Below are 26,664 nucleotides of genomic sequence, written 5' to 3'. Positions count from 1 at the left end.
CCTCAGCCTAGCGAAGCTCTTACTCCGGCAAGCCTGCCCGCCGCAGATCTTCGACAAAACGGTCGATGAAATCCTCCGACATGGCCGGCACATTGCCGAAATAGAATTCGGCCCGCGCCTTGTCGGCGGTCATGTCCGGTCGGCGGCAGAGGAGGGCGGCGACCGCTTCGCTCGCTTCTCCGCCCGGTCCTTCGGCGCCGATGGCAGCCGCCAGCACCATGGCCGGCCAGAAGGTGACGTTTTCCTGCCGCAGCGAGGCGCGGGCGGCGGCCGCCGATTCTGCCAGTCGGCCCGCCTGGTAGTGGGCGATCGCCAGCATGTTGTGGAAGGTCCAGAGATGCGGATCGCGCGGGCTCAACCGAAAAGCCTCGCTGATCGCGGCGATGCCTTCTTCCGGACGATCGACATAGCAAAGCGCCTGGCCGAGGGCGAAGTGGCCCTGGGCGAAGCTCGCGTCGAGCCGAAGGGCGTTGCGCAGATGGTCGATGCCGCGCTCCGGCTGGCCGCCGAGCGCCAGCGCCCGGCCGAGCGCCAGGTGCGCGGCGGGCTCGCGGCTGTCGAGGGCGATTGCCCGCTCGGCAAGCCGGGTGGCATCGGCGATGCGCTCGGCCCGCTCGTCCAGAGGGCCGTACCAGCCGAGCTGAATATGGACATAGGCAAGCCGCGCATGGGCCTGGGCGAAACTGGGCTCGAGTTCTACGGCACGCTCGAAGAGCTGCTTGGCGATCTTCAAGTCGTCGAGGTTGAACTTGTAGAGGTGCCAGAGGCCCTTCAGATAGATGTTCCAGGCATCCATGTCGGCGGCCGTATGACCGCGCAGTGCGGCGAATTCGATCATCCCGAGCTCCGGCTCGATGGTGCCGGTGATCTGGCCGGCGATCTCGTCCTGGAGCACGAAAATGTCGTCGAGCGTACGGTCGTAGCGCTCCGCCCAGAGCAGCATGCCGCTTTCCCCGCTCAGCAGTTGCGCGGTTATGCGGATGCGGTCGCCGGAACGGCGAACGCTGCCTTCGATGACGTATTTGACGCCGAGGTCCTCGGCCACCTTCCTGACGTCGACGGACTTGCCCTTGTAGCTGAACGATGAGTTGCGGGCGACGACCCTCAGCCAGCGGCAGCGGGCGAGCGTGGCGATCAGCTCTTCGGTGAAGCCATCGGAAAAATGCTCCTGCTCGCCGACGCTGGAGAGATTGACGAAGGGCAGGACGGCGATCGACGGGCGCTGGCGCCCTGGTACCGGCTGTTCGTCCGGCGGCGGTGCGGCGGGGGACTGTTCGGGCGCTCCGCCCGGTTGCCACCGCCAGATGCGAATGGGACCATGTGCGTCGCTGAGCTTTCGCTTGCCGCAATCGACGGCCGGGAAGTCAAGCTTAGATGCGACCTGATCATGAACCTGCCGCGAAACGCAGATGCCCCCGGGCGGAGCAATTTCCTGGAGACGCGTTGCGACGGTGACGCCATCGCCGTGAATGTCGTCGTCCTCGACAATGACATCGCCAAGATGAATGCCGATACGCAGCTCCAGACGCCGGCCATTGATCTCCTCCTTGTGCTGCAGCATCATCTCCTGGATCGCCATTGCGCAGCCGACGGCATCGACGACGCTCGCGAACTCCGCCAGCAATCCGTCGCCCGTCTGCTTCACGATCCGGCCTCTATGCGCGGCAATCGTCGGAAGGATCAGCGAACTGCGGCAGGTCTTCAGCGCCTTGAAGGTTCCGGCCTCGTCGAGCCCCATCAAACGGCTATAGCCGACGACGTCGGCGTCCAGGATCGCCGCCAGCCGCCTCATGCGGCAACCTCCCGGATGTGCTGCGGTGATGGGCCTTGGCCAATCCAACTCATGGGTACGATCGATCCCGATTGGGCGGCGGGAATGGCGAACACTGCAGTCCTTATCCCGCTGGCAAAGCCTAGCAATCGCAGGTGCGGCTGTGAAGTGATATCGCAACGCTCTGAGCAGGTGTCACTTCCCGCGGCGGCTCACCCGCCAGATGACGTTGCCGACGTCGTCGGCAACGAGCAGGGCGCCCTTCCTGTCGATAACGACGCCGACGGGCCGACCCATGGCCTTGTTGTCGCGGCCGATGAAGCCGGTGAGGACGTCCCTCGGCGGACCGTTCGGCTTGCCGTTGCGGAACGGGACGAAGACGACCTTGTAACCGCTGTAGACGCTCCGATTCCAGGAACCGTGCTGGCCGACGAAAGCGCCGTTGCGGTAGCTCGGACCCAGCGAGGCGCCTTTGGAGAATGTCAGTCCGAGCGACGCCGTATGTGAACCAAGCGCGTAATCGGGCTTGATCGCCCTGGCGACAAGGTCCGGGCGCTGCGGCTTGACCCGCTGATCGACGTTCTGGCCGAAATAGCTGTAGGGCCAGCCATAAAAGCCGCCGGCGCGGACTGAGGTCATGTAGTCCGGGACGAGATCGTCGCCAATCTCGTCCCGCTCGTTGACGGCGACCCAGAGATCGCCGCTTTCGGGATTCCAGGAGAGCCCGTTCGGGTTGCGCAGCCCCGAGGCGAATACGCGGGTGCTGCGGCTCGTCCGGTCGACCTCGAGGACGGCGGCACGGTTCTTCTCCACTGCCATGCCGTTCTCCCCGACATTGCTGTTGGAGCCGACCGTGACGTAGAGCTTGCGACCGTCGGGGCTCGCAATCACATCCTTCGTCCAATGGTGGTTCAGATCGCCCGCGGGCAGGTCGACGACTTTCTCCGGCCTCGCGGTTATCCGCGTCCGGCCGCTCCTATAGGGGAAGGCGACCAGCGCGTCGGTGTTGGCGACGTAAAGCCTGCCGTTCGAGAGCGTCATGCCGAAGGGCGAATTGAGCCCCTCGAGGAAGGGCCGGCGCAGATCGGCGACACCGTCGCCGTCCGTGTCGCGCAGCAGCGTGATGCGATTGGCGCTTTTCGTCGCGGCACCGGCGCGCTTCATCGCGGCTCCCATGACCAGCTTGCGCAGGCTGAAGCCGCTGTTCTTCTTTTCCGGGGCGTTGCTTTCGGCGACCAGCACATCGCCGTTCGGCAGCACATGCAGCCAGCGCGGGTGGTCGAGGCCGGTCGCAAAGGCGTTCACCCTCAGCCCCTTCGCCGGCGTCGGCATCGTACCGCTCTGCCAGCCTTTCGCCTCGGCAATCCTGATCGTCGGGATCAGCGTCGGTCTCGGCTTCGGCAGAGTCGGGTTCGGGCCGTAGCCGATGCTGCCGGCGATTGCGCCGGTTCGCTGCGCGGAGACGCTGGTGCAGCCCGCGATGAGGCTGCCCAAGAGGATGATGATGAGTAAGTCGAGCGGGAGGCGGGTCTTCATCGCGATGTCCTCGGAACGCATGTGCCGCTTCGTCGTTAGACGCGCGGCCGCTTCGCAATATTCCTTGTCGGGGCATCAAACAGCATCGTTCCCGACTTGTTCCTGCAATCTTTGCGTGGGGCCGCATTCGGGAGTATTCTCGGAAACAGCTCGAAAATGACGGGGGCGCAACGCCTCGCAGTGGGCGTGCAGCCTCTTAGAACTTTGATTAGCCTGCGGAAAACTGTTCCCAACAAGCGCAGGCTCTGGGAGGAAGACATGAAGCAAGGAACCCGGACTCGGGGGAAAACGTCGCGCCGCCAATTCCTGAGCGGCGCTGCCATGGCCGGCGCAGCGGCAGTCGCGGCGCCCAGCGTCGTCAAGGCGCAAGGGCCGGTGAACATGCGCTGGCAAAGCACCTGGCCCTCAAAGGATATCTTTCACGAGTTCGCAATCGATTTCGCCAAGAAGGTCAACGACATGACCGGCGGCGACCTGAAGATCGAGGTGCTGCCGGCAGGCGCCGTCGTGCCGGCCTTCGGCCTGCTCGACGCGGTATCGCAAGGGACGCTTGACGGCGGCCATGGCGTCGTCGCCTACCACTACGGCAAGCAATCGGCGCTGGCGCTCTGGGGCTCCGGGCCGGGCTTTGCCATGGACGCCAACATGCTGCTCGCCTGGCACAAATATGGCGGCGGCAAGGACCTGCTCGCCAAGCTCTATGAATCGATCGGCGCCAACGTCGTTTCGTTCCTCTACGGACCGATGCCGACGCAGCCGCTCGGCTGGTTCAAGAAGCCGGTCGCCAAGGCCGAAGATATCCAGGGCCTCAAATTCCGTACCGTCGGCATTTCGATCGACGTCTTCACCGGGCTCGGCGCGGCGGTCAACGCCTTGCCGGGCGGCGAGATCGTCGCCGCGCTCGATCGCGGCCTGCTCGACGCGGCGGAGTTCAACAATGCCTCGTCCGACCGGGTGCTCGGGTTCCCGGACGTATCGAAGATCTGCATGCTGCAGAGCTATCACCAGAATGCCGAGCAGTTCGAAGTCCTGTTCAACAAGGCCCGTTACGATCAGTTGCCGGAACAGGTAAAGGCGATCATCACCAATGCGGCGGAAGCCGCTTCGCAGGACATGCACTGGAAAGCGATCGACCGCTATTCGCGCGACTATGTGGCGATGCAGACCACCGATCAGGTCAAGTTCTACAAGACACCGGAAGCGATCCTGAAGAGACAGCTCGAAGTTTATGACGAGGTGGTGAAGAAGAAGTCGGCGGAAAACCCGCTGTTCAAGGAGGTCATCCAGTCCCAGATCGCCTTTGCCGAGCGCGCGACGCGATGGGAACAGGACACCGTCGTCGGCCGGCGGCTGGCATTCGACCATTATTTCGGAAAGGACGGGGTGGCAAAGTCGCTCTGATCTTTTCACCCTTCACGCGTCCCCGGCCAGATGCCGGAGACGCGTGATCGGAGCAGGGGGCATTGGGGGAGCGCGTGGACGTCCAGCGTTTTCTGATCAGGATCGACGAGATCAGCGTGTGGGTCGGCAAGGCTGCCGCGTGGCTGATCATCGGGCTGATGGCGCTTGTCTGCGTCGAGGTGTTCAAGCGCTACATCCTGAACGCGCCGACCGCTTGGATCTTCGATGCGAGCAACATGCTCTACGGCAGCCTGTTCATGCTGGCGGGTGCCTATGCGCTGGCGCAGAACGCCCATGTGCGCGGTGACTTCATCTACAGTTCGCTGAAACCCCGCACGCAGGCCGCGCTGGATCTCGCGCTCTACATCCTGTTCTTTCTGCCGGGCGTCGCCGCCCTCGTCTATGCCGGATACGATTACGCCGCCCTTTCCTGGCGGATCCGCGAACACTCGACCGTGACGGCGGAAGGGCCGCCGATCTACTATTTCAAAACGGTCATTCCGGTGGCCGGCGCCCTCGTGATGCTGCAGGGGTTCGCCGAGATCGTGCGCTGCATCGCCTGTTTGAGGACCGGCGAATGGCCGCGCAGGATGGAGGACGTCGAGGAGATGGACGTGGTCGCCGAGCAGCTTGCCCATAGCGAGCATGTCGACCTGGAGGCGCGCGAGGCGGCGATCGAGCGGGCGCAGGACATCGACAGAGCGGCGCGGCAGCGCGGCCTCAAGGGAGAGGAGGAGCCGTGAGCGATCCGTTTCTCGGATTGACCATGCTGATGCTGATCGTCGTCGTGATCCTGATGGGATTTCCAACGGCGTTCACGCTGATGGGGCTCGGAATGGTCTTCGGCTTCTATGCCTTCTACAATCCCGCCGAGCACTGGATCGACAATCGCGTGTTCGATCTCATGGTCCAGCGCACCTATGGCGCGATGACCAACGACGTGCTGATCTGCATCCCGCTCTTCGTGCTGATGGGATACGTGATGGAGCGCGGCGCCCTCGTCGACAAGATGTTCTACAGCGTCCAGCTTTCCTTCCGGCGCGTGCCGGCCTCGCTCGCTGTGACGACGCTGATCATCTGCACATTCTGGGGCATCGCCAGCGGCCTGGTGGGTGCGGTGGTCGTGCTGATGGGCGTGATCGCCATGAACCCGATGCTGCGCGCCGGATACGACGTGAAACTCGCTTCCGGCGTCATCACCGCGGGCGGCACGCTCGGCATCCTAATCCCGCCGTCGGTGATGATCATCGTCTATGCGGCGGTTGCCGGGCAGTCGGTGGTCAAGCTCTATGCCGCGACGATGTTCCCCGGCTTCTTCCTGGCTCTTCTCTATCTTGCCTATGTTCTTGGCTGGGCGGCGCTCAATCCGAAGATCGCGCCGGCCCTGCCGGAAGAAGAAACACGTGTCCCCGTGCCGGTCTGGATGAGGCGTTTCGAGGCGCTCTATTCGCGCAACATGCTGGCCGGGCTTTTCACCGCCCTCGTCTCGCCGCGGCGGGCATTGGCGATCGAGACGGAGGAAGGGCGATTTACCTATTGGAAGCTCTTCAAGAATGCCTTTGCAGCGCTCGTCCCCTTTCTGTTGACTGCGGCCACGCTGGCGCTTGTGTGGTGGTACGTGGTTATTCATCCGCAGGCGGTCGAAACCGAAGCGCCGGAGGGGCTGGAGGAACTCGGAGCACCTGCGGCCGATGCCGGGCCGGCCGCCGCCGACGGACCGGCCACGAGCTTCTACCTGTGGTTCGGCTTGGCGGCAGCGGTGGCGCTGATCCTCATCGTCCGCTATTACCGCAACATGACCGCGGAGCGGCTGCAGGTGGTGAAACTCCTGGTCTCCTCGGTCATGCCGCTCGCCATCCTCACCATCGTCGTGCTCGCCGTCATCCTCTTCGGCATCACGACAGCGACGGAGTCCGCTGCGGTCGGGGCGGCCGGGGCGTTTCTGCTCGCCTTGCAGGCAGGAACGCTCAATTGGAAGCGAACCAAGGAGGCGGTGTTCCTGACGGCGAAAACGACGGCGATGGTCTGCTGGCTCTTCGTCGGTTCGGCGCTGTTCTCCGCAGTCTTCGCGATCCTCGGCGGCCAGGCGCTGGTCGAGCAATGGGTGCTTGCGCTCGATCTCACGCCGCTGCAATTCATGATCCTGTCGCAGGCGATCATCTTCATTCTGGGGTGGCCGCTGGAATGGACGGAGATCATCATCATCTTCGTGCCGATCTTCCTGCCGATGCTCCGGCACTTCGACATTGATCCGATCGTCTGGGGCGTTCTCGTCTTCGTCAATCTCCAGGCGGCCTTCCTGTCGCCGCCGGTCGCCATGTCCGCCTACTATCTCAAAGGCGTGTCCCCGCCGCATGTTACGCTCAGGCAGATCTTCGCGGGCATGATGCCCTACATGCTGATAGTCATCCTCTGCATGATCATCATGTATGTCTGGCCTGGCATGACGCTGTGGTTGCCGAACTACCTCTACGGTTGAGGGAAGTCGCAAGCGCTGTTTACCGATGCCTTGAAGAAGGGAAGGGCCCGCCGTCAGCAAGCGAGCCCTTCAAGAATGCGGTGAAATGTCCCACCTATGGCGCAGTTGTTTTGGCGGCAATGTCGCGCCCGCCCGTGAGTGCGTGGGCTACCGATCAGCACGTTTCCCCGAGAGCCGCCGCGAGCTCAACCGGTTCCCTTCTCCAATCAGAGCTCGCTTTCCCAGCGAGCTCTGATCTAAATTGCTACTGAAATCAATTCCCTGATTTGCAGGTTCATATTCGCCAGATCAGGAGATTCGGTCCAGTAACTTTTCAGGGCGAATTGTAACGATGCACGATCGAATCTTGCGCAACCTGGTGCATATATTGGCGGTGGCCATGCTATCGAAACGCGCGAGATCTGATGGCTGCGGCGCGTTGTTGCAATCACCGAAGAGCCCACCAGTTCAGCTGGCCACCACGCCCCTTCGTCAGAACCGATGTTCCAGCCCGACAGCCAGATAGTAGCTCTGCGTGCTCTCTGTCCCGAGCTTGCCTGACCGGTAGATCGGCGTGTCCGCAAGGAAACTCGTGCCGGCTTCGAACTTCAAGGAGAAGCTTTCGCGTGACGATAGGATTATTACGGCGCTGGCGTCGGCGAGGAAAGTACCGCCGCGCCGTCCTAGCTCGCTTGAGGAAAACGTGATGTCGGCTTCCGGGAAGATTGCCGTGGCGCGATTGTCGAGGCGAGCCCGGTAATGCGCAGCGCCGCCGCTGACATTGATCCGAAGCAGGAGGTTTTCGGTCACGGGCGTTTCTGCGCTGAAACCGGCGAGGACGCCGTAATAGTCGGCGGAGACGTTGACCCTCTCCTGATAGCCGATTGCCGGAATTGAGGCGCCCGACATGATGCTCTCGGCGATGTCGACTTCCGTTCGAAAGGTGGTGTCCTGCCTTGTCGACCGGTAGGTGGGGCCGAGCCTCGGCGTGACCGTCCAGCCGTTTCCAAGTTCAAGGGCAGCTCCGAGCCAGAGCGTCTGATCGAAATGGCGCGCCCGTTGCTCGACCGTCGATTTCACGACAGTTCCGTCGAGGTCGCCGAGCGCTTGGAAGAACAGACCTCGATCATCCGCAAAGGCTGCGTAAGCGGCGGCCGACGATGTATCGCCGCTGGTGACCAGAGCCAGGAAGGCGGCGCCCGTTTGTGTGCCGCTGGTGGCATATTGCGTGATGGCATTGTCGCCGGCCGGCGAATGGGCGAAGGCCATGATCCGGGCGGGGTCGCCCGAACTATCCTTGAAATGGATCGTGCCGGCCGCGGTCGCGCCCCCGATATCGCCAACAGTCGCCAGAGAGATGATCCCACCGGCTGGTTCGCCGGCGGCGAGGTCGAAGCCGCTGCCCGTCGGCTGCACGACCCTGCTGGAGGAGCCGCTTGCACGAGAGAGCGCTGCATCCCATTCGAGGAAAAAGGGGCCCATCCCCGCATCCTGCAGCGGCAGCCGGAATGAGAGGTTCGTTCTGAGGCCGATGGTATCGGGGGGCTCGAGTTGCCCGGACGTGCCCGGAAAGATGACATTTGAGAATAGGTCCGGCGTGTCGACGTCTTCCCACCTGGCGCCAAAATCCCAGGAGAAAGTCGGGGCGTGTCCCGAGGTTAGCATCGCTGTTGTCGACTCGTCTGCCCGCACGTTGGTTGACTGCTGCCAACAGACGACGATGACCAAGACACCGGCGAAGCGGCCCGGCAATCGAGCAAGGAATGGGGTGACATTGCCGTGCGACTCCTCGTTCGAGGGATGCCGCTCCAGATCGTCCGCGTTCAGAACGTTTCCCCTTAGCAACTGATACTCGGTACTGCTCAGTCGTGCCGCTTGGATTTTCCGCGGTTGGCGGATCCATCTCGAGGCGAACAAGGCGTTCGTCGGCAGTATTTCAGCAATTGGTAAAGAAAGAGTGGCGTTGCTTGACTTCGTCCAGCCTGAGAAGGCGCGGCCGAAGACGGCCGGGCCAAGCCTAATCCAGATTGCAAATCTCAAAGTCGATTAACGTGGGAGTTGATGAGTTGCTATGATGCCTATGGTATTGTTTCACTATATATCTGCATGATTGAGCATATTCTTCTGTTATGAAACTCGTAATGCCTGCTGGAAGTGTATCCTCCTTCTAGTCTTATGTTCATGAGTACTAAGAAGCCCAATTCTGCGACCGTTTCCTCACGCCATGATGGCGTCCATGTGGGAGACAGGTCATGCTCAAGGCACTCGCAATATCCGCACTTCTCGCATTCTCCACCGTTTCCTCGGCTTATGCCGGGAACAACGTATCGGTCACGAGCCAATCGGGCTTCGGCAATATGTCCGCTACCGGCCAGTCGGGCTGGGGCAACTTCTCCGGCACCGGACAAGTCGGCAAGGGTAACCAGTCCGTGTCGGTCCAGAAGGGCACCGGCAACATTTCCGGAACGGCGCAGTTTGGAAAGCACCACAAGTCGATCACCTTGCAGAAGGGCAAGTACAACGCCTCCGGCACGTTCCAGTTCGGCTGGGGCAACAAGTCGCTGACCCATCAAGACGGCGAGGGGAACCTCTCCATAACGGTGCAGGACTGATCGATTTTCGATCGACCGGCCGCCTACTGCATGTCTCCTTAGATCGACCTCGCTTTAAGGACAACGACAGGCAGCCTTTCAAAGGGCTACAGCGACCTTTGCGCGCCTAACGGGACGCGCGGCGCTGTAGCGCGGCCGGTCCTCCATCGTGAAATCAACGCGCGGGAGACGAGGCCATGATCAGCCTGGATACAGTTGCTTATGCCCCGATCGAATGTGTCATAGAACATTCCAGAACCAATACTCTGACCTCCTTGGTTGCGACGCTGCACAGCGACTGGACGGAGACCGGGACCTACCACTTCAAGGTAACGACGGGATCGTCCACGAATGTGCAAGCGGGCGCGTTCGCGAGCGAACAGGCGGGACGGCAGGAGCTATCGACGATCCTGGTCAGTACCGCGCCCGACGTATGGACGGCCCGCCTGTCCGTCTATGCCGCCGACGGGACGCTGCTGTGCGAAAGTTCGGTTCCGTGATGCCAGGTCCACTCCTCGGAGCGCACCGTGCCGTCACTTGGTGAAAAACGAGAGAACGGCGAGCGAACTCAGGAGCTGTGCCTGCCGGCGCACGCCGAGCCGTCCCATCGCCGAAGCGAGCTGATTATGGACGGTGTTCTTGGAAACGCCCCGGCGCTTCGCGATGTCGGACGGCGCGTCGCCGTTGGCAAGCGAGTGGACCAGGGCAGCTTCGGTCGGCGTGAGCCCGAACACCGTCTTGATGTCGTCGGGAGTGAGCAAGGTGTTCCGGCTCAATTCCCGGATCGTCAGCAGAAAGCTCGGCTCATTGCTCGAGAAAACATTGCCGAACCGGTAGGTGTCACTGCCGAACGACAGGAAATCGACGCTGACAATCCAGCTCACGCCGGTTCGCTTGCTCTTCGCCCAGCGCAGGTGGTGATCGTGCTTGTTGACGCGCGCCTGTTCGATCAGATCCTCGACCTCCGACTGAAGCTCCTCGTCCTGGAACTCGAGCACCTCGTCCCGGAACTCGATGAAGGAGCCGGAGGCATCGACGAAGCGGCCGAAGCGGCGATTGGCGAATTTGACGCGAAGATCAGCGGTGACGATGGCCGACGAGGTGGCGCAGCTTCTGAGCGCCCGTTCGGTGCGGGTCGACCTTTCCCGTTCGTTGACCATCGCTTTCTGCAAAGCGAATGCCGTCTGGAAATGCGGGAGAACCTTCATCAGCGTTTCGGCGGCGATCGCCAGATGATTGTCGGCAGCGTGCGGGAAAAAACAGGCGACGACAATTCGCCGGCTTCCTTCCTTCGACACGAGCAGAACGATGATTTTGCCATCCTCGCCGAAGCAGCGCCGCAAGGCGGATGACCAAGGCGCTCTGTTCGCCAGCGTTACCGGCAATGTCGCAATCGCTCCCAAGCCCATCGCGAGCGTCGCTTCGTCCAGCGCCGAGAGCGTATCGACGTCGAGCAGAGCCGATCTCTGCACGCCTTTGACGGCGAGGCTGATTTTCCTGTTGTCGAGCCCCTCGAAACCGAGGATGGCGCCCGATTCTGCCCGTGCCAGTTTCGTGAGATCCGCGACAATTCGATCCCAGGCGGAAGGCAGTAACACCGTTTCGTAAATTGCTTGAATGAGGCTAAGTAGTAACTTGTCTTGGTACGCATCCGACATCGTCCAGTACTCCGGTTACAAAACGCCCCTTTCAATGTCGACACACGCAATTAAACTTTAGTTCACAATTTGTTCGAGATGAATAGGTGAGCCAGCAATCGGCCTCTAATAGAAAAATGTCTGCTTTCGCAGGGCGTTAAAGAAGACTCAGAATGTCACTGTTGCAGAACATGAATATGCTGGCCCGAAGACGTTGATCCGGGCGCGGTAGAGCAGATATTAGTCTTATCTCTTCGTTCAATCCGCGGGAACTTTCCCCCTCCCCGGGGACGATCTAGCTCGAAAGATACAGGTATTTTAGCAATTCCTCCAGAATAATCTTGGGATTCCGGTGGAGGAGTTGCGTTGCACCGCAACAAATGGACGCGCGACGTCGCGGATGGCCGTCAGGCCTGCCAGCGGTTTCAGGTATTTAGCGAATGCTGCACCGCAATGCGACGGAAACCCGATCGAGGAACTTCGGCCTTACGACAAAGGGGTGGAGCACTGCTAGAGGGGCTGGCGCTGTGCTGATGCCATCCACCTGATCAGACCGTTCAAGCTCTTTTCGACCGGCATTCACCCTGCACGTTGGAGTAGAGTCCCTTTCGCTTTTCCGGCTGTTTCCATGGGAACACCGCGCCGTCTTTTAATGAACAATATGGCGGACATGGACGTAAGTCGTCCGGAGACGAGGAGATAGACTAGCGATGATCAAAATCAGTTAACCAAGCACATTCCAACCGCATGCCGCCATTTCCCAGCTGCGGCAGCAATTTCAAAAAGTTCAATTCGCTTCGACGCCGCACGCTGCCGGCGAACGGAGTTTCTATGTCAGAAATCCTCAGGAGATACTAATGGCAACAAATATAATGGGTACGGACGGCGCCGATACGCTGAACGGCAATTTCGGCGCTGACCAGATTATCGGCCTCGGAGGCAATGATACTCTCAGCGGCTCGTTCCAGGACGATTTTATCTTGGGCGATACGGGCAAGGACACGCTGAACGGCAACAGCGGCAATGATTTTCTCGACGGCGGCGACGAAAGCGATACCGTCTATGGCGGCTCCGGTCAGGACACGATCATGGCCGACGTGCCGCTTTCCGGCGCCGGCGACATCGCTGACGGCGGTTCGGGCACTGATCGTCTCATGGTCGATTATTCCGACCTTACCGCTGGCGTGAACATCGCGATCAAGGATTGGATCGCCCCGCAGACGCTGGTCGGCAATATCAAGACCACCAATGTCGAAGCCTTCAGCATCACCGGGACCGATTTCGCCGATACGATCACCGGCGGCAACTATAGCGACATGTTCACCGGCGGGGCCGGCGACGACAAGCTGACCGGCGGTCGCGGCGCAGACCTGCTGATGGGCGGGCTCGGCAAGGACACGCTGAAGGGTGGCTATGGCACGGATTTCATCAACGGCGATGACGATGACGATATTCTCACCGGCGACCAGGGAATGGACTTTCTTTCCGGCGACGCCGGCAATGACGATGTTCGCGGCGGCACCGGCGACGATTCCGTATCCGGCGGTATCGGCATTGACAGTCTCTTCGGTGACGTCGGCAACGACTCGCTGGATGGCGGTGCCGGCGACGACAAGGTCGAGGGCGGGGCAGGAAACGACACGATCACCTACCGCTACGGCGAGGGCAAGGACACGATCACCGATGCCGGCGGCAATGACCGCCTGGTGCTGACGAACTTTACCGGCAATTTCGCCGCCAAGGCGGCGACGCTGGTCAACACGCTCGCCGGCGGCACCACCTTCATCGGCATGGAGAACTACACCATCACCGCGACTGGAACGAGTGCCAACACGATCACCACCAGCACCGGCACCGACATCATCGACAGCGCGGCGGGCGACGACATCGTCAATGCCGGTGCCGGTGACGATCATGTCAAGAGCGGTCTCGGCAAGGACAGCGTCGTTGCCGGCGACGGCAACGACCGGGTTGAACTGGGCGATGGCGGGGCGGACAAGGGCGACGGCGGTCTCGGGACAGACCACGTGACCGTCGACCGTCGCACGGCTACGGCGGATCTGAGCTTCTCTGCAACGGGTGCCAGCGCCACTCTGTCGGAGAGCACATCGATCAAGAATTTCGAGCGCTACCAGGTGCTCTTCGGCTCCGGCAATGACGTCGTCAAGTCGGTCGGCACTGCCCAAAGCGTCAATTTCTCCGGCTATGCCGGCAACGACACGCTGATCGGCACCGCCGGCTCCGACGTGCTTGATGGCGGCACCGGAAACGACAATCTTTCTTCAGGTGCTGGCCATGACCGCCTCATCGACTTTGGCGGCACCAATGTCATCAAGGCCGGCGACGGCGACGACACGGTCAGCGTCGGCGACAGCGGCAGCGTGATTGGTCACAACACGATCGATCTCGGCACCGGCAACGACTCGTTCGCGCGGAGCGCATCGACCGGCAAGCTGACGCTCGAAGGCGGCACCGGTACTGACTTCGCGTCGATCGATTTCTCCAAATACACGGCCGGCATCACCTTCAAGCTCGCCCCCTCGGTCAGCGTCAGCAATGCGCCGGTGACGGTCAAGAACATCGAGCGGGTGAAACTCGTCGGCGGCAGCGGCAACGACGTCTTTGTCGGCGGCGCGCTGAATGACGCGCTGCACGGCGGCATCGGCCACGACAGCCTGACCGGCGGCGCCGGCGACGACGTGCTTGCCGGCAATCTCGGCAACGACACGCTGACCGGCGGTCTCGGCAACGACACGCTCTCCGGCGACGGCGTCGGTTTCTACGGCGGCCGCGACAAGATCTCCGGCGAAGACGGCAACGACCGCGTCTATGCCGGGATCGGCGACACGGCCGATGGCGGTGCCGGTACCGACACGCTCGACCTTGATGCAAGCAACCAGACGAAGGACATCGCCTTCAGCTTCGCAACCGGCAGCGCCACCGTCGATGCGACCACCTCCTTCAAGGCGTTCGAGGTGCTGAACTATCTCGGCAGCGCCGGCAAGGACACGATCACCGGCGGCAAGCTCGGCGACCGGCTCGAGGGCAATGGCGGCAACGACACGCTGCGCGGCGGCGACGGCCATGACGTGCTCACCGACGGCGCCGGCAGCGACAGCCTGTTCGGCGACGCCGGCAATGACACGCTGACGCGCACCGTCTTCACCGGAACCGATGTCTTCGACGGCGGCATCGGCACCGACACGCTCTCGTTCAAGGACACCAGCGACATCTCGGTCGTGCTTGACCTTCAGAGCCAGGCCTCGAACAGGGGCATGGCGCAGGGCCTGACGGTGAAAAATTTCGAGATCATCAACGGCAGCGCCAATGACGATGTCATCCGCGGCGATGCCCTTGCGAATACCTTCAACGGCGGCGGGGCCGACGACGTTCTCGACGGTCGCGCTGGTGTCGACCGACTGAACGGCGGCGCCGGCGACGACTGGCTGACCGGCGGTGCCGGCAACGACCTGTTCGTCTTCGACCGCTCCGGCCGGGACGGCGAGGGCGACGTCATCACCGACTTCACCCGCGGCCAGGACAAGCTGGTGATCGACAAAAGCGACTACGGCATTGCCGCCGCCGACGCGACCGTCACGCTCGTCGTCGGCGCCGATCCGGTGGCGACGAGCAGCAAGGGTACCTTCCTGTTCGAAAGCGACAACGGCCGGCTGTGGTTCGACGCCGACGGCAAGGGCACCGAGGCGGACCTCGAACTGGTGGCGATCCTCAAGGGTGTCACGACGCTTTCGACCAGCGACTTCTCGCTGTTCTAAGCGGCTTCGCTTACCCGGGCTGATCACGAAAGGGGCGGGATGGCTGCATCCCGCCCCTCATTCGTCGTGTCGCAAGCGAATGAGCTTGGCATTTGCTGAGACGCAATGGCGGCGCTCATTTCAGCGCCGGCCGCGCGCAACGCCGGTGGCCCCGGGCAATTGCACGTGCACAAAATCCCGGTGCTTCGCGATGAGGACGCGCCATTTTTGGGCCAATCCCGCGAGTCCGATAGAGAAATGCGCGCCTCTCGCATCTTGGGCGCGATCTCTGCCACAATTTCGCTGCACCTCACCGGCAAAGTCCTGCCCGCTGACCAACGGCTGGCAGGGGAATTTCATCTCTCGTTGAGCGACCGCCATCAGGTTGGGGCACGGCCATTGCAGTTCGCAGGCCGGCTGCAACTTCAAGCTGGAACCGGCAACCGGGCTTCCGGCGACAGAAGACGTGCAGCCTCAAAGCGCTAGAGAGTCTTTCGTACGTCGTAGCGAAGGCGTGGTGTAGTTTGCGTGGTTGCTGCTGCATGTCTCCTTAAATCGACTCGATAGGGACAAAGACATGCAGGAATTCAAAGTGCTACGGCGACCTTTGCGCGTCTGACAAGACGCGGCGCCGTAGTGCGGTACCGCTCTCGGGCGGAGCCATGCAAAGTTTCGACCTCCCAGGCTTGGCCGGGGTTTGTCGCGCGCCTCGATTAAGGACGCTCTAGCCCTTTGATACCGGAGCTTTCGTTCGCGCGCCAGGGACGCTTCCCGAGCGCGGGTGGCTCTTTGCGCGCAGAAATTTGCGTGCCGGAGGAAGGCGAACCCGGTGCGATGGTCGGAGACGCAGAGCGGCGCAAGCCGGCATGAGGCCGGTCCGCGCACAAAGGAGACCCGAATCATGAAGGTTGTGGCGTTTCTGACTGCGGCATTTGTCGCGCTTACATCACCGGAGACCGCGTCCGCAGGCATGCTGGCCCAGGCCCAGCAATATGCAGGACTGCACGAGGTCAAGAACAACAAGCGGCTGCGTGCCGCCCTCGGCATCAATCCGGCACGCACGCCCTGGTGCGGACACTTCATGGGCATGATCGCCCGGAAAGCCGGTCGTCAACCACCGCAGAGCTATAGTTTTGCGCGGTCGTGGCTGAGGTTCGGTGCACCGATCAAACTTTCCTATGCCCGCCCGGGCGACGTCATCGTGGTCAGAACCGGCCGGAACTACCATGTCGGTATCCTGTCCGCGCTGTCGAAATCGACGGCCCGGGTGATCGGCGGCAATCAATCGGGGAGGGTGCAACTGTCCTATTTCAGCCGCGGCCAGGTGGTCGCCGTGAGACGTTAGGACGGACGTCGGTTGATATCGGACGCCGATGGGCGGGTTGCCTTCTTGCTCATCCCGCATGAGGAGCGGGATGCGCTTGCACGTTCGCTGCCGCTCTATCTGTTTGTTTTTGCCGCATTTGTGCGACGTCAGGTGTTTCCACCTGACTGCAAAATGCTCTAATCTCCGCGGCGTCTCCAACTGCGGATGGCCCGATGTCGCTTCGCCTCGCCACGTTCAATATCGAGAACCTTCTGAGCCGGTTCGACTTTTCCGGCTTCCGCAACCAACTCAAGCAGGACCGGGTGCTGAGGCTTTTCGATGTGCGGAGCGAGGCGGAGTATCAGCGGCTGGAGGAGGCGCGCACGATCGCCCACACCGACGACACGCGACAGATGTCGGCGCTTGCCATCGCCGACTGCGATGCCGACATTCTCTGCCTGCAGGAGGCGGACAACATGGCGGCCTTGCAGGCCTTCGAATATGGCTACCTCTTCCGCATGGTCGGCAACGGATACCGGCAGAAGCATCTGATCGAGGGCAACGATTCGCGCGGCATCGACGTGGCGGTTCTGATGCGCGAGGAGACGCGCGACGGGCAGAAAATCGAATGCCTCGAGGTCAAGAGCCATGCGGCGCTGACCTATGAGGATGTCGGCCTCTTCAACGACGAACTGGCTTTGACCAACCGCCCACGCGATCGCATCTTCAAGCGCGACTGCCTGGAAGTGGATCTGAGGATCGGCGGCCGGCCGCTGACGCTCTATGTGGTGCATTTCAAATCGATGGGACCGGCGCGCGACGGCCTCGACGGCCGACGGGCAACCATGGCCATTCGCGAAGCCGAGGCGAAGGCGGTGCGCCATATCATCGAAAGCCGCTTCGGCCGCGGCCATGCGGCGGACAAGATGTTCGCCATTTGTGGGGACATGAATGATTATCAGGAGAAGGTCGTCATCCTCGGCGACCGCCGCAACGGCTACGAATTCGTGCCGAGCCAGGAAGAGGCGAGCGCCCTCGATATTCTCAGCCGTGACGGCTTCGTCGAGAATCCCATGTCGAGACGACCGGTGCTCGACCGCTGGACACTCTTCCACAGCCGCGGTCCGGAGGAACGGCACCTCTGCCAGCTCGACTATATCTGGCTGTCGCCGGCGCTTGCGCGGCGCAATGCCGGCCGTATTCCGGAGATCGTCCGCGCCGGCCAGCCTTTCCGGACGATCTTTCCCGCGGGGCAGGAGGTGAAGCGTTATCCGCGCACCGGCTGGGACCGGCCGAAGGCCTCCGACCATTGCCCGGTCGTCATGACGCTGGACATCTGACGATGACCCTTCTCGAGAGCAATCGGACCGGCTGGCCCCCGGAAGGTAAGGTTTTCCCGGTGTCGGAGATCGACATAGAGGTTTCCGCCGAACCGCACCCGTTCCACCTTGCCGAGTCGGAGCGCGCGCGGGAGAGCTGGCAGCGCGAGATCGCCGCCAATCCGCACCTGTTCGACGGCAGGATGGTACTGCAGCGGTCGATCCGCATCGCCGAAGGGCGCATCGCCGCCCGGGCGCATATCGTTCCGTACTCGACCTTTCTCTGGTGGCGAACGACGCGGGGACCGGGGGCCTACCACATCTTCGGCATGCCGATGCTGCTTTCCTCGGACGGTGCCCTGATCGCCATCCGCATGGGCGCCCACACGGCCAATGCCGGCCGAGTCTACAGCCCCGGCGGCTCGCTGGAACCGGAAGACGTTGTCGATGGGCGTTGCGACGTCGCCGGCAATATTGCCCGAGAAGTGAAGGAGGAAACGGGCATTTCACTCTCCGAGGCCTCCGCCGAACCAGGCTGGCACGCCATTCACATGGCCGGCACGATCACCGTGTTTCGCGTTTTCCGGCTCCCCGCTACAGCGGACGAGGTCGTCGCGCGGGTGGCGGCGCATATCGCAGCCGATCCGGATCCAGAGGTCGACGAGGCGCTGGCGATCCGTGGGCCCGAACCGCATGCGCACAACTATGCGGAGTTTATCCCGCCGATCCTCGATTGGCTCTTTGCGCGGCGAGAAATCAAGTAGCCTTTGTCAATGCGCCCCCCGCGCGGCTTCTCTATCGAAGCGGGATTGTCGCACTCATGCTCTGTCCCGCCGGGGGAGCCGGGAGCTGACCGGAACCAGCCCCAAAATAGTCAAGAGAGTGAAGGCAGCACCGGCGACGAAGGTTGCCTGCGGCCCGGCGATGTCCCAGAGAGCGCCGGCGGTGATGCTGGCAAGCAGCAGGGCGATGCCGGTCACCAAGTTGAACATGCCGAAGGCGGTGCCACGCAGTTCCGCCGGCGCCGCGTCGGCGATCAAGGTCGCCAGCAATCCTTGCGTGAGGCCCATATGCAGCCCCCAAAGCGCGACGCCAATGCCGAGCGTTACGATACCCGTCGTGAAGGCGAGGACCAGGTCGGCCAAGACTAGGAGGACAAGGCCGAGCACGAGAAGGGGCAAGCGGTTCAGACGGTCGGAGAGCACGCCGGCAGGATAGGCCGAGAGCGCGTAGGCGAAGCTCATGATCACGAGGACGACCGGCGCCAGCGCCGGAGACAGGCCGATCGACTGGGCGCGCAGGATGAGGAAGGCCTCGCTGAAGCGGGCCAGCGTGAAGACCGCGGCGACGGCCACGACCCACCAATAGGCCGATCCGAGCCGACTGAGTTCATCACGGCGCAGCGGCATGCGCACCCGGCGCAATTCCTTCGGTCGCTCTGGCTCTTTAACCCAAACGACAAGCACCCCAACGGAAAAAAAGGCGGGAATCACCGCGAACCAGAACACGGCCTGAAAGTGATCCGCCGTCAGCCACATCAGGCCGATGGCGAGGAGGGGGCCGGTGAATGCGCCGACCGTATCGAGCGACTGGCGCAGGCCGAAGCTGGCGCCACGCAGGTGCGGTGGGGCGAGGTCGGCGACGAGCGCGTCGCGCGGCGCCCCGCGGATGCCTTTGCCGACGCGATCGATGAAACGCGCCCCCACCAGCCATTCCACGGAGGTGGCGAGCGGAAAGATCGGTTTGGTGAGCGCCGCCAGGCCATAGCCGAGAACGGCCAGGAACTTGCGCTTTCCCAGCCAATCGCTGAGTACGCCTGAGAAAACCTTGGTGATCGAGGCCGTCGCCTCGGCTATGCCCTCGATAAGTCCGACCACGAGCGTCGATGTGCCGAGCACGGTGACCATGTAGAGGGGCAACAGCGCGTGGATCATCTCCGAGGAGATGTCCATGAACATCGAGACGAAGCCGAGGGCCCACACGCCGGCCGGAATAGTTCTGCGTGACATAACTTCGCTTGTCATGTTCCCGCCGCGTCCTTTCCTGCCAGCATCCGTGTATGCCGCTTCTGGCGTTCCCGTTCGGGAGGGCTTGCAGCAACGTCTCATAACGGTTGTCGTGAACGGCAGAAAGGTCGTCCTCGCGACAAAGGGTGTTTAAATTTCCAGGTGCTATCGAGTTGATGATTTCCGATCGACGACGTGTCCGCAAAGCGGCCGCATCTCGCGTCGGAAAGTCATGGCCATCCGAGGAAATTTCGCCTTGCCGCGCGGACGAGGGCGTTGCAAGCTTCCTGCCAGTCCGGATCTCGGACTAAGGGCATCGGGTAACGTGCCGGCGACGGGGGGATGCATGGGACGACGCTACGCGATCTACGACGTTTTCACCGAGAAGCGTCTCGAGGGAAATCCGCTTGCGGTGGTGTTCGATGCCGAAGACCTGAGCGACGCGGCGATGCAGTCGATCGCCCAGGAATTCAATCTTTCGGAGACGGTGTTCATTCAGCGGCGGGGGAGCGCAACGCATGCGGTGCAGCTCAGGATCTACACGCCCTGGCACGAACTGCCCTTCGCCGGCCATCCGACCGTCGGCGCGGCCGTGGCAATAGCAGAGGCGCTCTACGGCGATACTGAGAAGCCGCTCGATCTCATGCAGATATTGGAACAGAAGGTCGGGCCGGTGCGGACGGCGGTGCGGCTGCGGCCCGGAGCCGCGACCTTCGCCGAGTTCGACCTGCCGCGCAAGCCGAGCCGGCTGGACGCGCGCTTCGACAAGCAGGCGATTGCCGATGCGCTGAGCCTCAAGGCGACGCAGATCGGCTTCGAGAACCATGTCATTTCCTTCTGGAGTGCCGGCGTTCCCTTCGTCATGGTGCCGTTGCACGATATCGCTGCCGTGGCGGCTGTGGAGTTCGACCCGCAGCGCTGGGAGCGACTGGCACCGCTGGCGGAAGGGCGGCTCGCCGCCGCCTATCTCTACTGCCGCGGCGGGATCAACCACATGGCCCGCTTCCACGCCCGCATGTTTGCCCCGGAGATGGGAATCGCCGAAGACCCGGCAACCGGCGCGGCCGTGGCGGCGCTATCCGGCGCGATTCACCTCTTCGACGAACTCGTCGACGGGCATCACGCCATCCTGGTGGAGCAAGGGGTCGAGATGGCGCGCCCTTCCTTCATCCACCTGCACCTCGACATTGCCGGCGGCAAGATTGCAACCGCCCGCATCGGCGGCCACGCGGTGAAGATGGCCGAGGGCGACCTGACGGTTTAGGCGGATTGGGGGCTTTTTGCGTCAGCAGGAAGCGGGAAGCGTTCCTTTCGCTTCGAGCAGGGACCGGCTCGCCTCGTTCAATGTCGCAGACAACCCGATTGCCGCTCTTCAATCGATGATGTGGTAGCCGCCGTCGACGTAGAGCACCTGACCCGTAATGAGCCGCGCGGCGTCGTGCGCAAGAAAGGCCGTCGCGACGCCGACGTCGTCGATGTCGACCAGTTCGCGCGTCGGCGATTTCACTTTCGTCTTCTCCAGAAGCGTATCGAACTCGGGAATGCCGGAGGCGGCACGGGTGGCAAGGGCGCCGGGAGAGATCGCGTGCACGCGGATGCCTTTGGGGCCGAGCTCCGCAGCAATGTACCGCACGGCGCTTTCGAGTGCGGCCTTGGCGACGCCCATGATGTTGTAGTTCTCCACCACCACCTGCGAGCCGTGATAGGTCATGGTGAAGAGCGTTCCGCCGCGCTTCATCAGCGGTTCGGCCAGATGCGCCATGCGGATGAAGGACCAGCAGGAGATCTCCATTGTCGTCAGGAAGCCCTCGCGGGGGACGTCGGTCACCCGCCCGCCGAGCGCATCCTTCGGCGAAAAGGCGATCGAGTGGACGAGGAAGTCGAGCTCTCCCCAGGTCTCCGCGATGCGCTCGAAGACAGCCTCCATCTGGCCGGGCACGGCGACGTCCAGCGGCAGAAAGAGCGGCGCGTCGAGCTCGCGCGCCAGGGGCTCCACATGGGGCCTGGCTTTGTCGTTAAGATAGGTCACCGCGACTTCCGCCCCGAACGCATGGAATGCGCGCGCACAGCCCCAGGCAATCGAGCGGTCGTTGGCGATGCCGACGATGAGGCCCTTGCGGCCTTCGAGAAGCTTGGCCTTTACGGCGGGAATGGACATCTCGGCTTTCCTCCGGGATCAGGCGTTGGGGGCACTGATCAGCGCGAGCGTGTGGCGTGCGATCATCAGTTCCTCGTCGGTCGGAATGACATGAAGCGCGACGCGGCTCGCAGCAGTCGATATCAGCGCGGCGCCCCCCTCGTTTGCGGCTGGCTCGAGTTCGGCGCCAAGCCAGGCGAGGCGCTCGGCGATCCGTGCGCGGATCGGCGCCGAGTTCTCCCCGACACCCGCTGTGAAGACGAAAGCATCGACACCGCCGAGCGCCGCGGCGAGCATGCCGGCGCTGAGGCTGCAGCGGTGCACGAAATGGTCGATCGCGAAGGAGGCGCGCTTGTCGTCGCTCTCCAGAAGTTCGCGCATGTCGTTCGAAATGCCGGAAAGACCTTTTAGGCCGGCATCGTGATAGAGGAGGTCAGACACGGCCTCGGCACTCATGCCCTTTTGCGAGATGAGGTAGAGCACGACGCCCGGGTCGAGTTGGCCTGGACGTGTTCCCATCGGCAATCCGTCGAGGGCAGTGAAGCCCATCGTACTCTCGATGCTGTGGCCGTCGCGTAGCGCGCACATCGAAGCGCCGCTGCCGAGATGCGCGACGATGACTTTGCCGCGCGCTGCGTCCGGCGCGATTTCGCGCATCCGCTCGGCGACGTATTCGTAGGAAAGGCCATGGAAGCCGTAACGCCGCACGCCCTGGTCGTAAAACGCCCGTGGCAACGCGTAACAATCGGCATCCTTTGGGTGCCCGCGGTGGAAGGCCGTATCGAAACAGGCGACCTGTGGCACGTCCGGGTTAATCTCCATGGCAAGCCGAATGGGCGCGAGATTGTTGGGCTGGTGCAGCGGCGCCAAATTCTGATAGCTGGCAAGGCGGTCGAGCACTGTCGCGTCGATCAGTACGGGCTGCGCGTAGTCGGGGCCGCCATGGACGACGCGATGGCCGATTGCGCAAAGTTCGACACCCTCAAGCGTCAGCAGCCATTCGCGTGCGGACGCGATGGCGGCCGGAAGGTCGCGAAGGGCCTCCGCGGGGTAGTTCTGATCGATCAGGATTGCCCCATCGGCGCCTTTGGCATAGAGGCGCGGTCGCGAGCCGATGCCGCCGATCTGGCCGCGCACCTGCCGCGTCAGGCTCGCCCCGCCGACGCTGAAGACCTGGAACTTCAGGCTCGATGAACCGGCATTGACGACGAGGATCGCGTCCATGGCGCTAGACCGCCGCGACTTGTGCTGCACGCCGCCGGGCCGCGAAAAGCGCGGCGACGGCGCAGGAAGCGAGGCGGGTTCTGATCGAATCCGCCCGCGACGTCAGCACGATCGGCACGCGGGCGCCGAGGACGATGCCGGCTGCATCCGCATGGGAAAGGAAGGTCAGGTTCTTTGCGAGCATGTTGCCGGCCTCCAGATCCGGCACGACGATGATCTGGGCGTGGCCGGCAACCGGCGACCTGATGCCCTTGATGCGGGCCGCTTCGGGATCGATTGCGTTGTCGAAGGCGAGCGGCCCGTCGAGCAGGCCGCCGGTGATCTGGCCGCGCTCGGCCATCTTGCAGAGCGCCGCCGCTTCGATCGTCGATGGGATCTTGGCGGTGACCGTCTCCACCGCCGAAACGATCGCGACCCGCGGCTCGCCGAGGCCGATCGTCACCCAGAGATCGATCGCGTTCTGAACGATGTCGCGCTTGGCTTCGAGGTCCGGGAAGATATTGATCGCTGCGTCGGTGATGAACAGCGTCTCTGGATGACCGGGGACGTCCATGACGAAGACGTGACTGATCCGCCGATCGGTCCTGAGGCCGGTGGCGGAGGCGGCGACCTCATGCATCAGCTCGTCGGTATGCAGGCTGCCCTTCATCAGAAGTTCGCCCTTGCCCTCGCGAACGAGCGCAACCGACTTGGCGGCGGCGGCATGGCTGTGCGGCGCATCGACGATTTCCCAGCCGCCGATTTCGAGCCCATGCTCGGCCGCCACAGAACGGATCTTCACTTCCGGCCCCACGAGAACAGGTTTGATGAGCCCCGTTTCCGCCGCTTGAAGCGCACCGCGCAGCGAAGTCTCGTCGCAGGGATGAACGACAATCGTCACCGCCGACGTTTCGGCCTGTGCGGCTGCGATCAGGCGGTCGTACTTGGACGGCTCGGCCGTCAGTGCAGTGACCTCGGACACTTCGAAACCTCCAAATGGTCGATCAGGACGTCTTACGCTCGCGTGCGCTCTTGCGCGCCGCGAACGGCACCGTTTCGCTGCCGAGGCCAAAAAGCCTCTCGACGCGTTCCATACGCTCTGCGGCTGCCCCGGCAATGGCTCCGGATGCCTCCAGCACCTCACGCAGGACATTGAAGGCGGAGTGGCGTTCATCGAGGTCTTCCGGGAGCAATTTGGGGATCGCTGCGAGTGCCGCTTCCTCGTCGATCAGCAAGATGAAGTACTGCTTGCGCAACAGCGCCTTGAACTGCGGAAGCGTCAACTGGCTTGCTGTCGGGTGGGCGCGGCGCAACCGGCGGATTGCCTCGAAGCCGCGCTCGTCGGCGCCGTCGCGCGCTTTCCCGACGAACAGCAGGGCCCTGGCAAGGGCCTCGCGCAGCCCGCCCTCGGCGATCTCGGCTCTGAGCGAAGCGATCCGGGTTTTGACAAGTTCCTGGTGCAGAGGGCTCTTCGCCGGCCTGCGCGGGCGATCGGATGTGCTGTCGATGCCGAGCGCGGTCTGCAGGACCGGGGAGCCGTAGATGGCGCGGAAGGTCTCCTCCGAAAGTTGCTCTACCGTCCTTCGCCAAGCCTCAAGACCACTGACGATCTGTTGCGACATGTTTTCCTGCAGGGCGAGGAACGGGTTCTCGGCGACCGCCGGCTTGCGGTTTTCGCGGGCATGCTCCGCGGCCGCCTGGATCCAGGCCATGAAGGGATTGCTCGGCCCGAAGAGCTCGTATTGCAGGCGTAGCGGATGCGTGCGGCGCATCGCCTCGGCAAAGGTCGGCGTGACCATGGCTCGGACCGCGGGCTGCAGGAAGGTGCGGTAGAGGGCGAGATTGACCTCCGAGAGCTTCGCCGCCGCGGCAAAGCGATGTTCGTCTTCGATGTCATTTCCACCGAGGGCACGGATATCGTCCAGCGTTCGCGCTTCGCAACGCATCACCCATTCTCCGGCAACCAAGGCCCGGCCCTCGGCGACCTCGCTCGCCGGCTCAAGGACTGCCTCGTAGAGGCCGGGCGGCAGCACGTCGATCAGATCGATGTTGGACGCGAACTCGTCGTGTTCCTTCCGGGCGACCCCGGCCGAGACAAAGATGCCGAGGTGGCCGATCTTGTCGTGCACGGCGTAGACGATTGTCTGGCCGTAGGCACGGATCTCGTCGACGCTGTCGTAAAGATCGAGGATCCAATCGAGCGCCTGCTGTGGCGGCGTGATGTTGTCGCCTTTCGAGCAGAAGACGACGATGGGCGAGCGGATGTTGCGCAAGTCGATGGCGGTGCCGTCGGAGGTGCGGATTTCGCCCGCGGCGAGCTTGTTGCCGACGAAGAGTTCATCGACGATGAACTGCATCTCCTCGGCATTCAGCGTCACATGGCCACCCCACCAACGCTCGAAGCCGAGGTAGCGCTCGGGCTCCGTGTCTATTTTCGAGTAGAGATTGTACTGCTTGCTCCAGAGGGTATTGGCGGGATTCTGGTTCTCGAAATTCTGGACGAGCCAGGCGCCGTCGAACAGGCCGCCGCCGAGATCGCCGGTGAGCGCCGTCAGCCAACTGCCGCCAAGCAGTCCACCCGAATAGCGCATCGGATACTGCCCCCTGACGCCGGCCCAATAGGAAAGCGGCGTACCCGCAATGATGATCGGACCGAACAGTTCCGGGCGCAGGGATGCGAGGATCATCACCGCCCAGCCGGCCTGGCAGTTGCCGATCACGCAAGGCTTGCCGTCGGCGTTCGGATGGCGGGCAATGACCGTCTCGAGGAAAACCGCTTCGGCGCGGGCGATGTCCTCGATCGTCTGGCCGGGGACCGGTTCGGGAAGGAAGCCGATGAAATAGCAGGGGTGGCCGGCCTTCATCGCCACGCCGATCTCGCTGTCGGCCTTGAACCCGCCGATGCCGGGCCCGTGGCCGGCGCGCGGGTCGACGACGACGAACGGTCGTTTCAGTGTGTCGACAACGATGCCTTCGGGCGGGACTATCCGGACGAGCGCGTAGTTGACCGGCCTATCAAGCGTCCGTCCGTCGACGACAAGTTCCGCGTCGTAGTTCAGCACGTGCGGAGCGGTTTGCGCAGCATGTTCCTCGTACTGTTCACCACGCTGGCGCATGACGTCGAGAAACAGGATGGAACGCTGCCAGGCATCGAACGAATAGGCGAATGCGTCTGCAAATGACGGGATGGTCGGCTGAGCCATTCGGTCTACTCCTCGGCTTGAACGGAGGGCGGTCCCAGTCTCTGAACGCACATACAGCAACACTGCCTTTCGAGCATTGATCTCCGTCAAATCCAGGCGGACCGGTGCGCTTCCGGGGCGCCGAGCGCGATGAACTGCACTGCGGCATCATACTATGCGATCCCGCTGCGACGCTGTCGGGAAGCGCCCGCAATGCGGCAATATGACGGAATCGGCACGGCGAGAGCGTCCCGATTCGCCGGAGCCGAGGTCGTTATTGATTGCGGTCAATGCCGGCCCGTCTTTTTTGGCCTATCGTTCCTTTCGAGCGGCATCTTTCCGCGGCAGTTCGCTTCATGCCG

General features: G+C 62.8%; 19 protein-coding genes. 10 read left to right on the top strand and 9 right to left on the bottom strand.

Annotation, left to right across the window (positions count from 1 at the left end; genetic code table 11):
* Positions 1-19: 19 nt before the first annotated feature.
* Complete coding sequence (locus CO656_RS05250) at positions 20-1,792, bottom strand: tetratricopeptide repeat protein (protein WP_097525015.1); 1,773 nt, start codon at positions 1,790-1,792, stop codon at positions 20-22.
* A gap of 174 nt (positions 1,793-1,966) precedes the next feature.
* Positions 1,967-3,307, bottom strand: a complete 1,341-nt coding sequence (locus CO656_RS05245; protein ID WP_097525081.1) for a sorbosone dehydrogenase family protein — start codon at positions 3,305-3,307, stop codon at positions 1,967-1,969.
* 258 nt (positions 3,308-3,565) lie between these two features.
* On the opposite strand from CO656_RS05245, the gene CO656_RS05240 reads away from it, so the two are divergent.
* The 3 genes from CO656_RS05240 (at position 3,566) to CO656_RS05230 (ending at position 7,187) form a co-directional block, all read left to right on the top strand.
* Complete coding sequence (locus CO656_RS05240; RefSeq protein ID WP_097525014.1) at positions 3,566-4,708, top strand: TRAP transporter substrate-binding protein; 1,143 nt, start codon at positions 3,566-3,568, stop codon at positions 4,706-4,708.
* Between the two features lie 74 nt (positions 4,709-4,782).
* Positions 4,783-5,451, top strand: coding sequence for a TRAP transporter small permease subunit (locus tag CO656_RS05235; RefSeq protein WP_050988330.1), 669 nt, complete (start codon positions 4,783-4,785; stop codon positions 5,449-5,451).
* Entirely contained in the window at positions 5,448-7,187 is a 1,740-nt protein-coding gene (locus CO656_RS05230) for a TRAP transporter large permease subunit (RefSeq protein ID WP_097525013.1), read from the top strand. The genes CO656_RS05235 and CO656_RS05230 overlap by 4 nt, the downstream gene beginning before the upstream one ends.
* Positions 7,188-7,658: 471 nt before the next feature.
* On the opposite strand, the gene CO656_RS05225 is transcribed toward CO656_RS05230, so the two are convergent.
* Positions 7,659-8,648: a hypothetical protein gene (locus CO656_RS05225; protein WP_234819699.1), complete on the bottom strand. Its 990-nt coding sequence runs from the start codon at positions 8,646-8,648 to the stop codon at positions 7,659-7,661.
* Positions 8,649-9,418: 770 nt separating this feature from the next.
* Here CO656_RS05225 and CO656_RS05220 point away from each other — a divergent pair.
* On the top strand, positions 9,419-9,778 hold the full coding sequence (locus tag CO656_RS05220; RefSeq protein ID WP_037423405.1) for a hypothetical protein: 360 nt from the start codon (positions 9,419-9,421) through the stop codon (positions 9,776-9,778).
* Positions 9,779-9,954: 176 nt separating this feature from the next.
* Positions 9,955-10,257, top strand: coding sequence for a curli-like amyloid fiber formation chaperone CsgH (gene csgH, locus CO656_RS05215; RefSeq protein ID WP_037423407.1), 303 nt, complete (start codon positions 9,955-9,957; stop codon positions 10,255-10,257).
* 33 nt (positions 10,258-10,290) lie between these two features.
* Here csgH and CO656_RS05210 read toward each other — a convergent pair whose 3' ends face one another.
* Positions 10,291-11,355 carry a LuxR C-terminal-related transcriptional regulator gene (locus CO656_RS05210; RefSeq protein WP_234819698.1) on the bottom strand — a complete coding sequence of 355 codons (1,065 nt, stop codon included), beginning with the start codon at positions 11,353-11,355 and terminating at the stop codon, positions 10,291-10,293.
* 896 nt (positions 11,356-12,251) lie between these two features.
* On the opposite strand from CO656_RS05210, the gene CO656_RS05205 reads away from it, so the two are divergent.
* From CO656_RS05205 to CO656_RS05185, 4 genes are all read left to right on the top strand, one after another.
* Positions 12,252-15,170 (top strand): calcium-binding protein, encoded by a 2,919-nt coding sequence (locus CO656_RS05205; RefSeq protein WP_179864703.1) that lies wholly within the window; start codon positions 12,252-12,254, stop codon positions 15,168-15,170.
* Positions 15,171-16,050: 880 nt separating this feature from the next.
* The gene (locus CO656_RS05195; protein ID WP_037423483.1) at positions 16,051-16,494 is read left to right on the top strand and encodes a TIGR02594 family protein; all 444 of its coding nucleotides are present in this window, start codon (positions 16,051-16,053) and stop codon (positions 16,492-16,494) included.
* 194 nt (positions 16,495-16,688) lie between these two features.
* Positions 16,689-17,795, top strand: a complete 1,107-nt coding sequence (locus CO656_RS05190; protein WP_097525009.1) for an endonuclease/exonuclease/phosphatase family protein — start codon at positions 16,689-16,691, stop codon at positions 17,793-17,795.
* Positions 17,796-17,797: 2 nt separating this feature from the next.
* Complete coding sequence (locus CO656_RS05185) at positions 17,798-18,538, top strand: DNA mismatch repair protein MutT (RefSeq protein WP_097525008.1); 741 nt, start codon at positions 17,798-17,800, stop codon at positions 18,536-18,538.
* Positions 18,539-18,592: 54 nt separating this feature from the next.
* Here CO656_RS05185 and CO656_RS05180 read toward each other — a convergent pair whose 3' ends face one another.
* A complete protein-coding gene (locus CO656_RS05180; protein WP_097525007.1) occupies positions 18,593-19,798 on the bottom strand; it encodes an MFS transporter in 1,206 nt (401 codons plus the stop codon).
* Between the two features lie 328 nt (positions 19,799-20,126).
* On the opposite strand from CO656_RS05180, the gene CO656_RS05175 reads away from it, so the two are divergent.
* Positions 20,127-21,044, top strand: coding sequence for a PhzF family phenazine biosynthesis protein (locus tag CO656_RS05175; RefSeq protein WP_037423426.1), 918 nt, complete (start codon positions 20,127-20,129; stop codon positions 21,042-21,044).
* A 108-nt stretch (positions 21,045-21,152) separates the two neighbouring features.
* On the opposite strand, the gene fabI is transcribed toward CO656_RS05175, so the two are convergent.
* Genes fabI through CO656_RS05155 form a run of 4 tightly spaced genes read right to left on the bottom strand, consistent with a single transcriptional unit; the run spans position 21,153 to position 26,323 of the window.
* Positions 21,153-21,938: an enoyl-ACP reductase FabI gene (gene fabI, locus CO656_RS05170; protein ID WP_097525006.1), complete on the bottom strand. Its 786-nt coding sequence runs from the start codon at positions 21,936-21,938 to the stop codon at positions 21,153-21,155.
* An 18-nt stretch (positions 21,939-21,956) separates the two neighbouring features.
* Positions 21,957-23,141 carry an acetate kinase gene (locus CO656_RS05165; RefSeq protein WP_097525005.1) on the bottom strand — a complete coding sequence of 395 codons (1,185 nt, stop codon included), beginning with the start codon at positions 23,139-23,141 and terminating at the stop codon, positions 21,957-21,959.
* 4 nt (positions 23,142-23,145) lie between these two features.
* Complete coding sequence (locus CO656_RS05160) at positions 23,146-24,102, bottom strand: phosphate acetyltransferase (protein WP_097525004.1); 957 nt, start codon at positions 24,100-24,102, stop codon at positions 23,146-23,148.
* Positions 24,103-24,124: 22 nt separating this feature from the next.
* Positions 24,125-26,323, bottom strand: coding sequence for a DUF3141 domain-containing protein (locus tag CO656_RS05155; RefSeq protein ID WP_097525003.1), 2,199 nt, complete (start codon positions 26,321-26,323; stop codon positions 24,125-24,127).
* Between the last annotated feature and the right edge of the window lie 341 nt (positions 26,324-26,664).

This window comes from Sinorhizobium sp. FG01 (assembly GCF_002531875.1).
Classification (GTDB): Bacteria; Pseudomonadota; Alphaproteobacteria; order Rhizobiales; family Rhizobiaceae; genus Sinorhizobium; species Sinorhizobium fredii_C.
The sequence above is the reverse complement of the archived record's forward strand: the minus strand, read 5'-3'. Positions and strand labels throughout refer to the sequence as shown.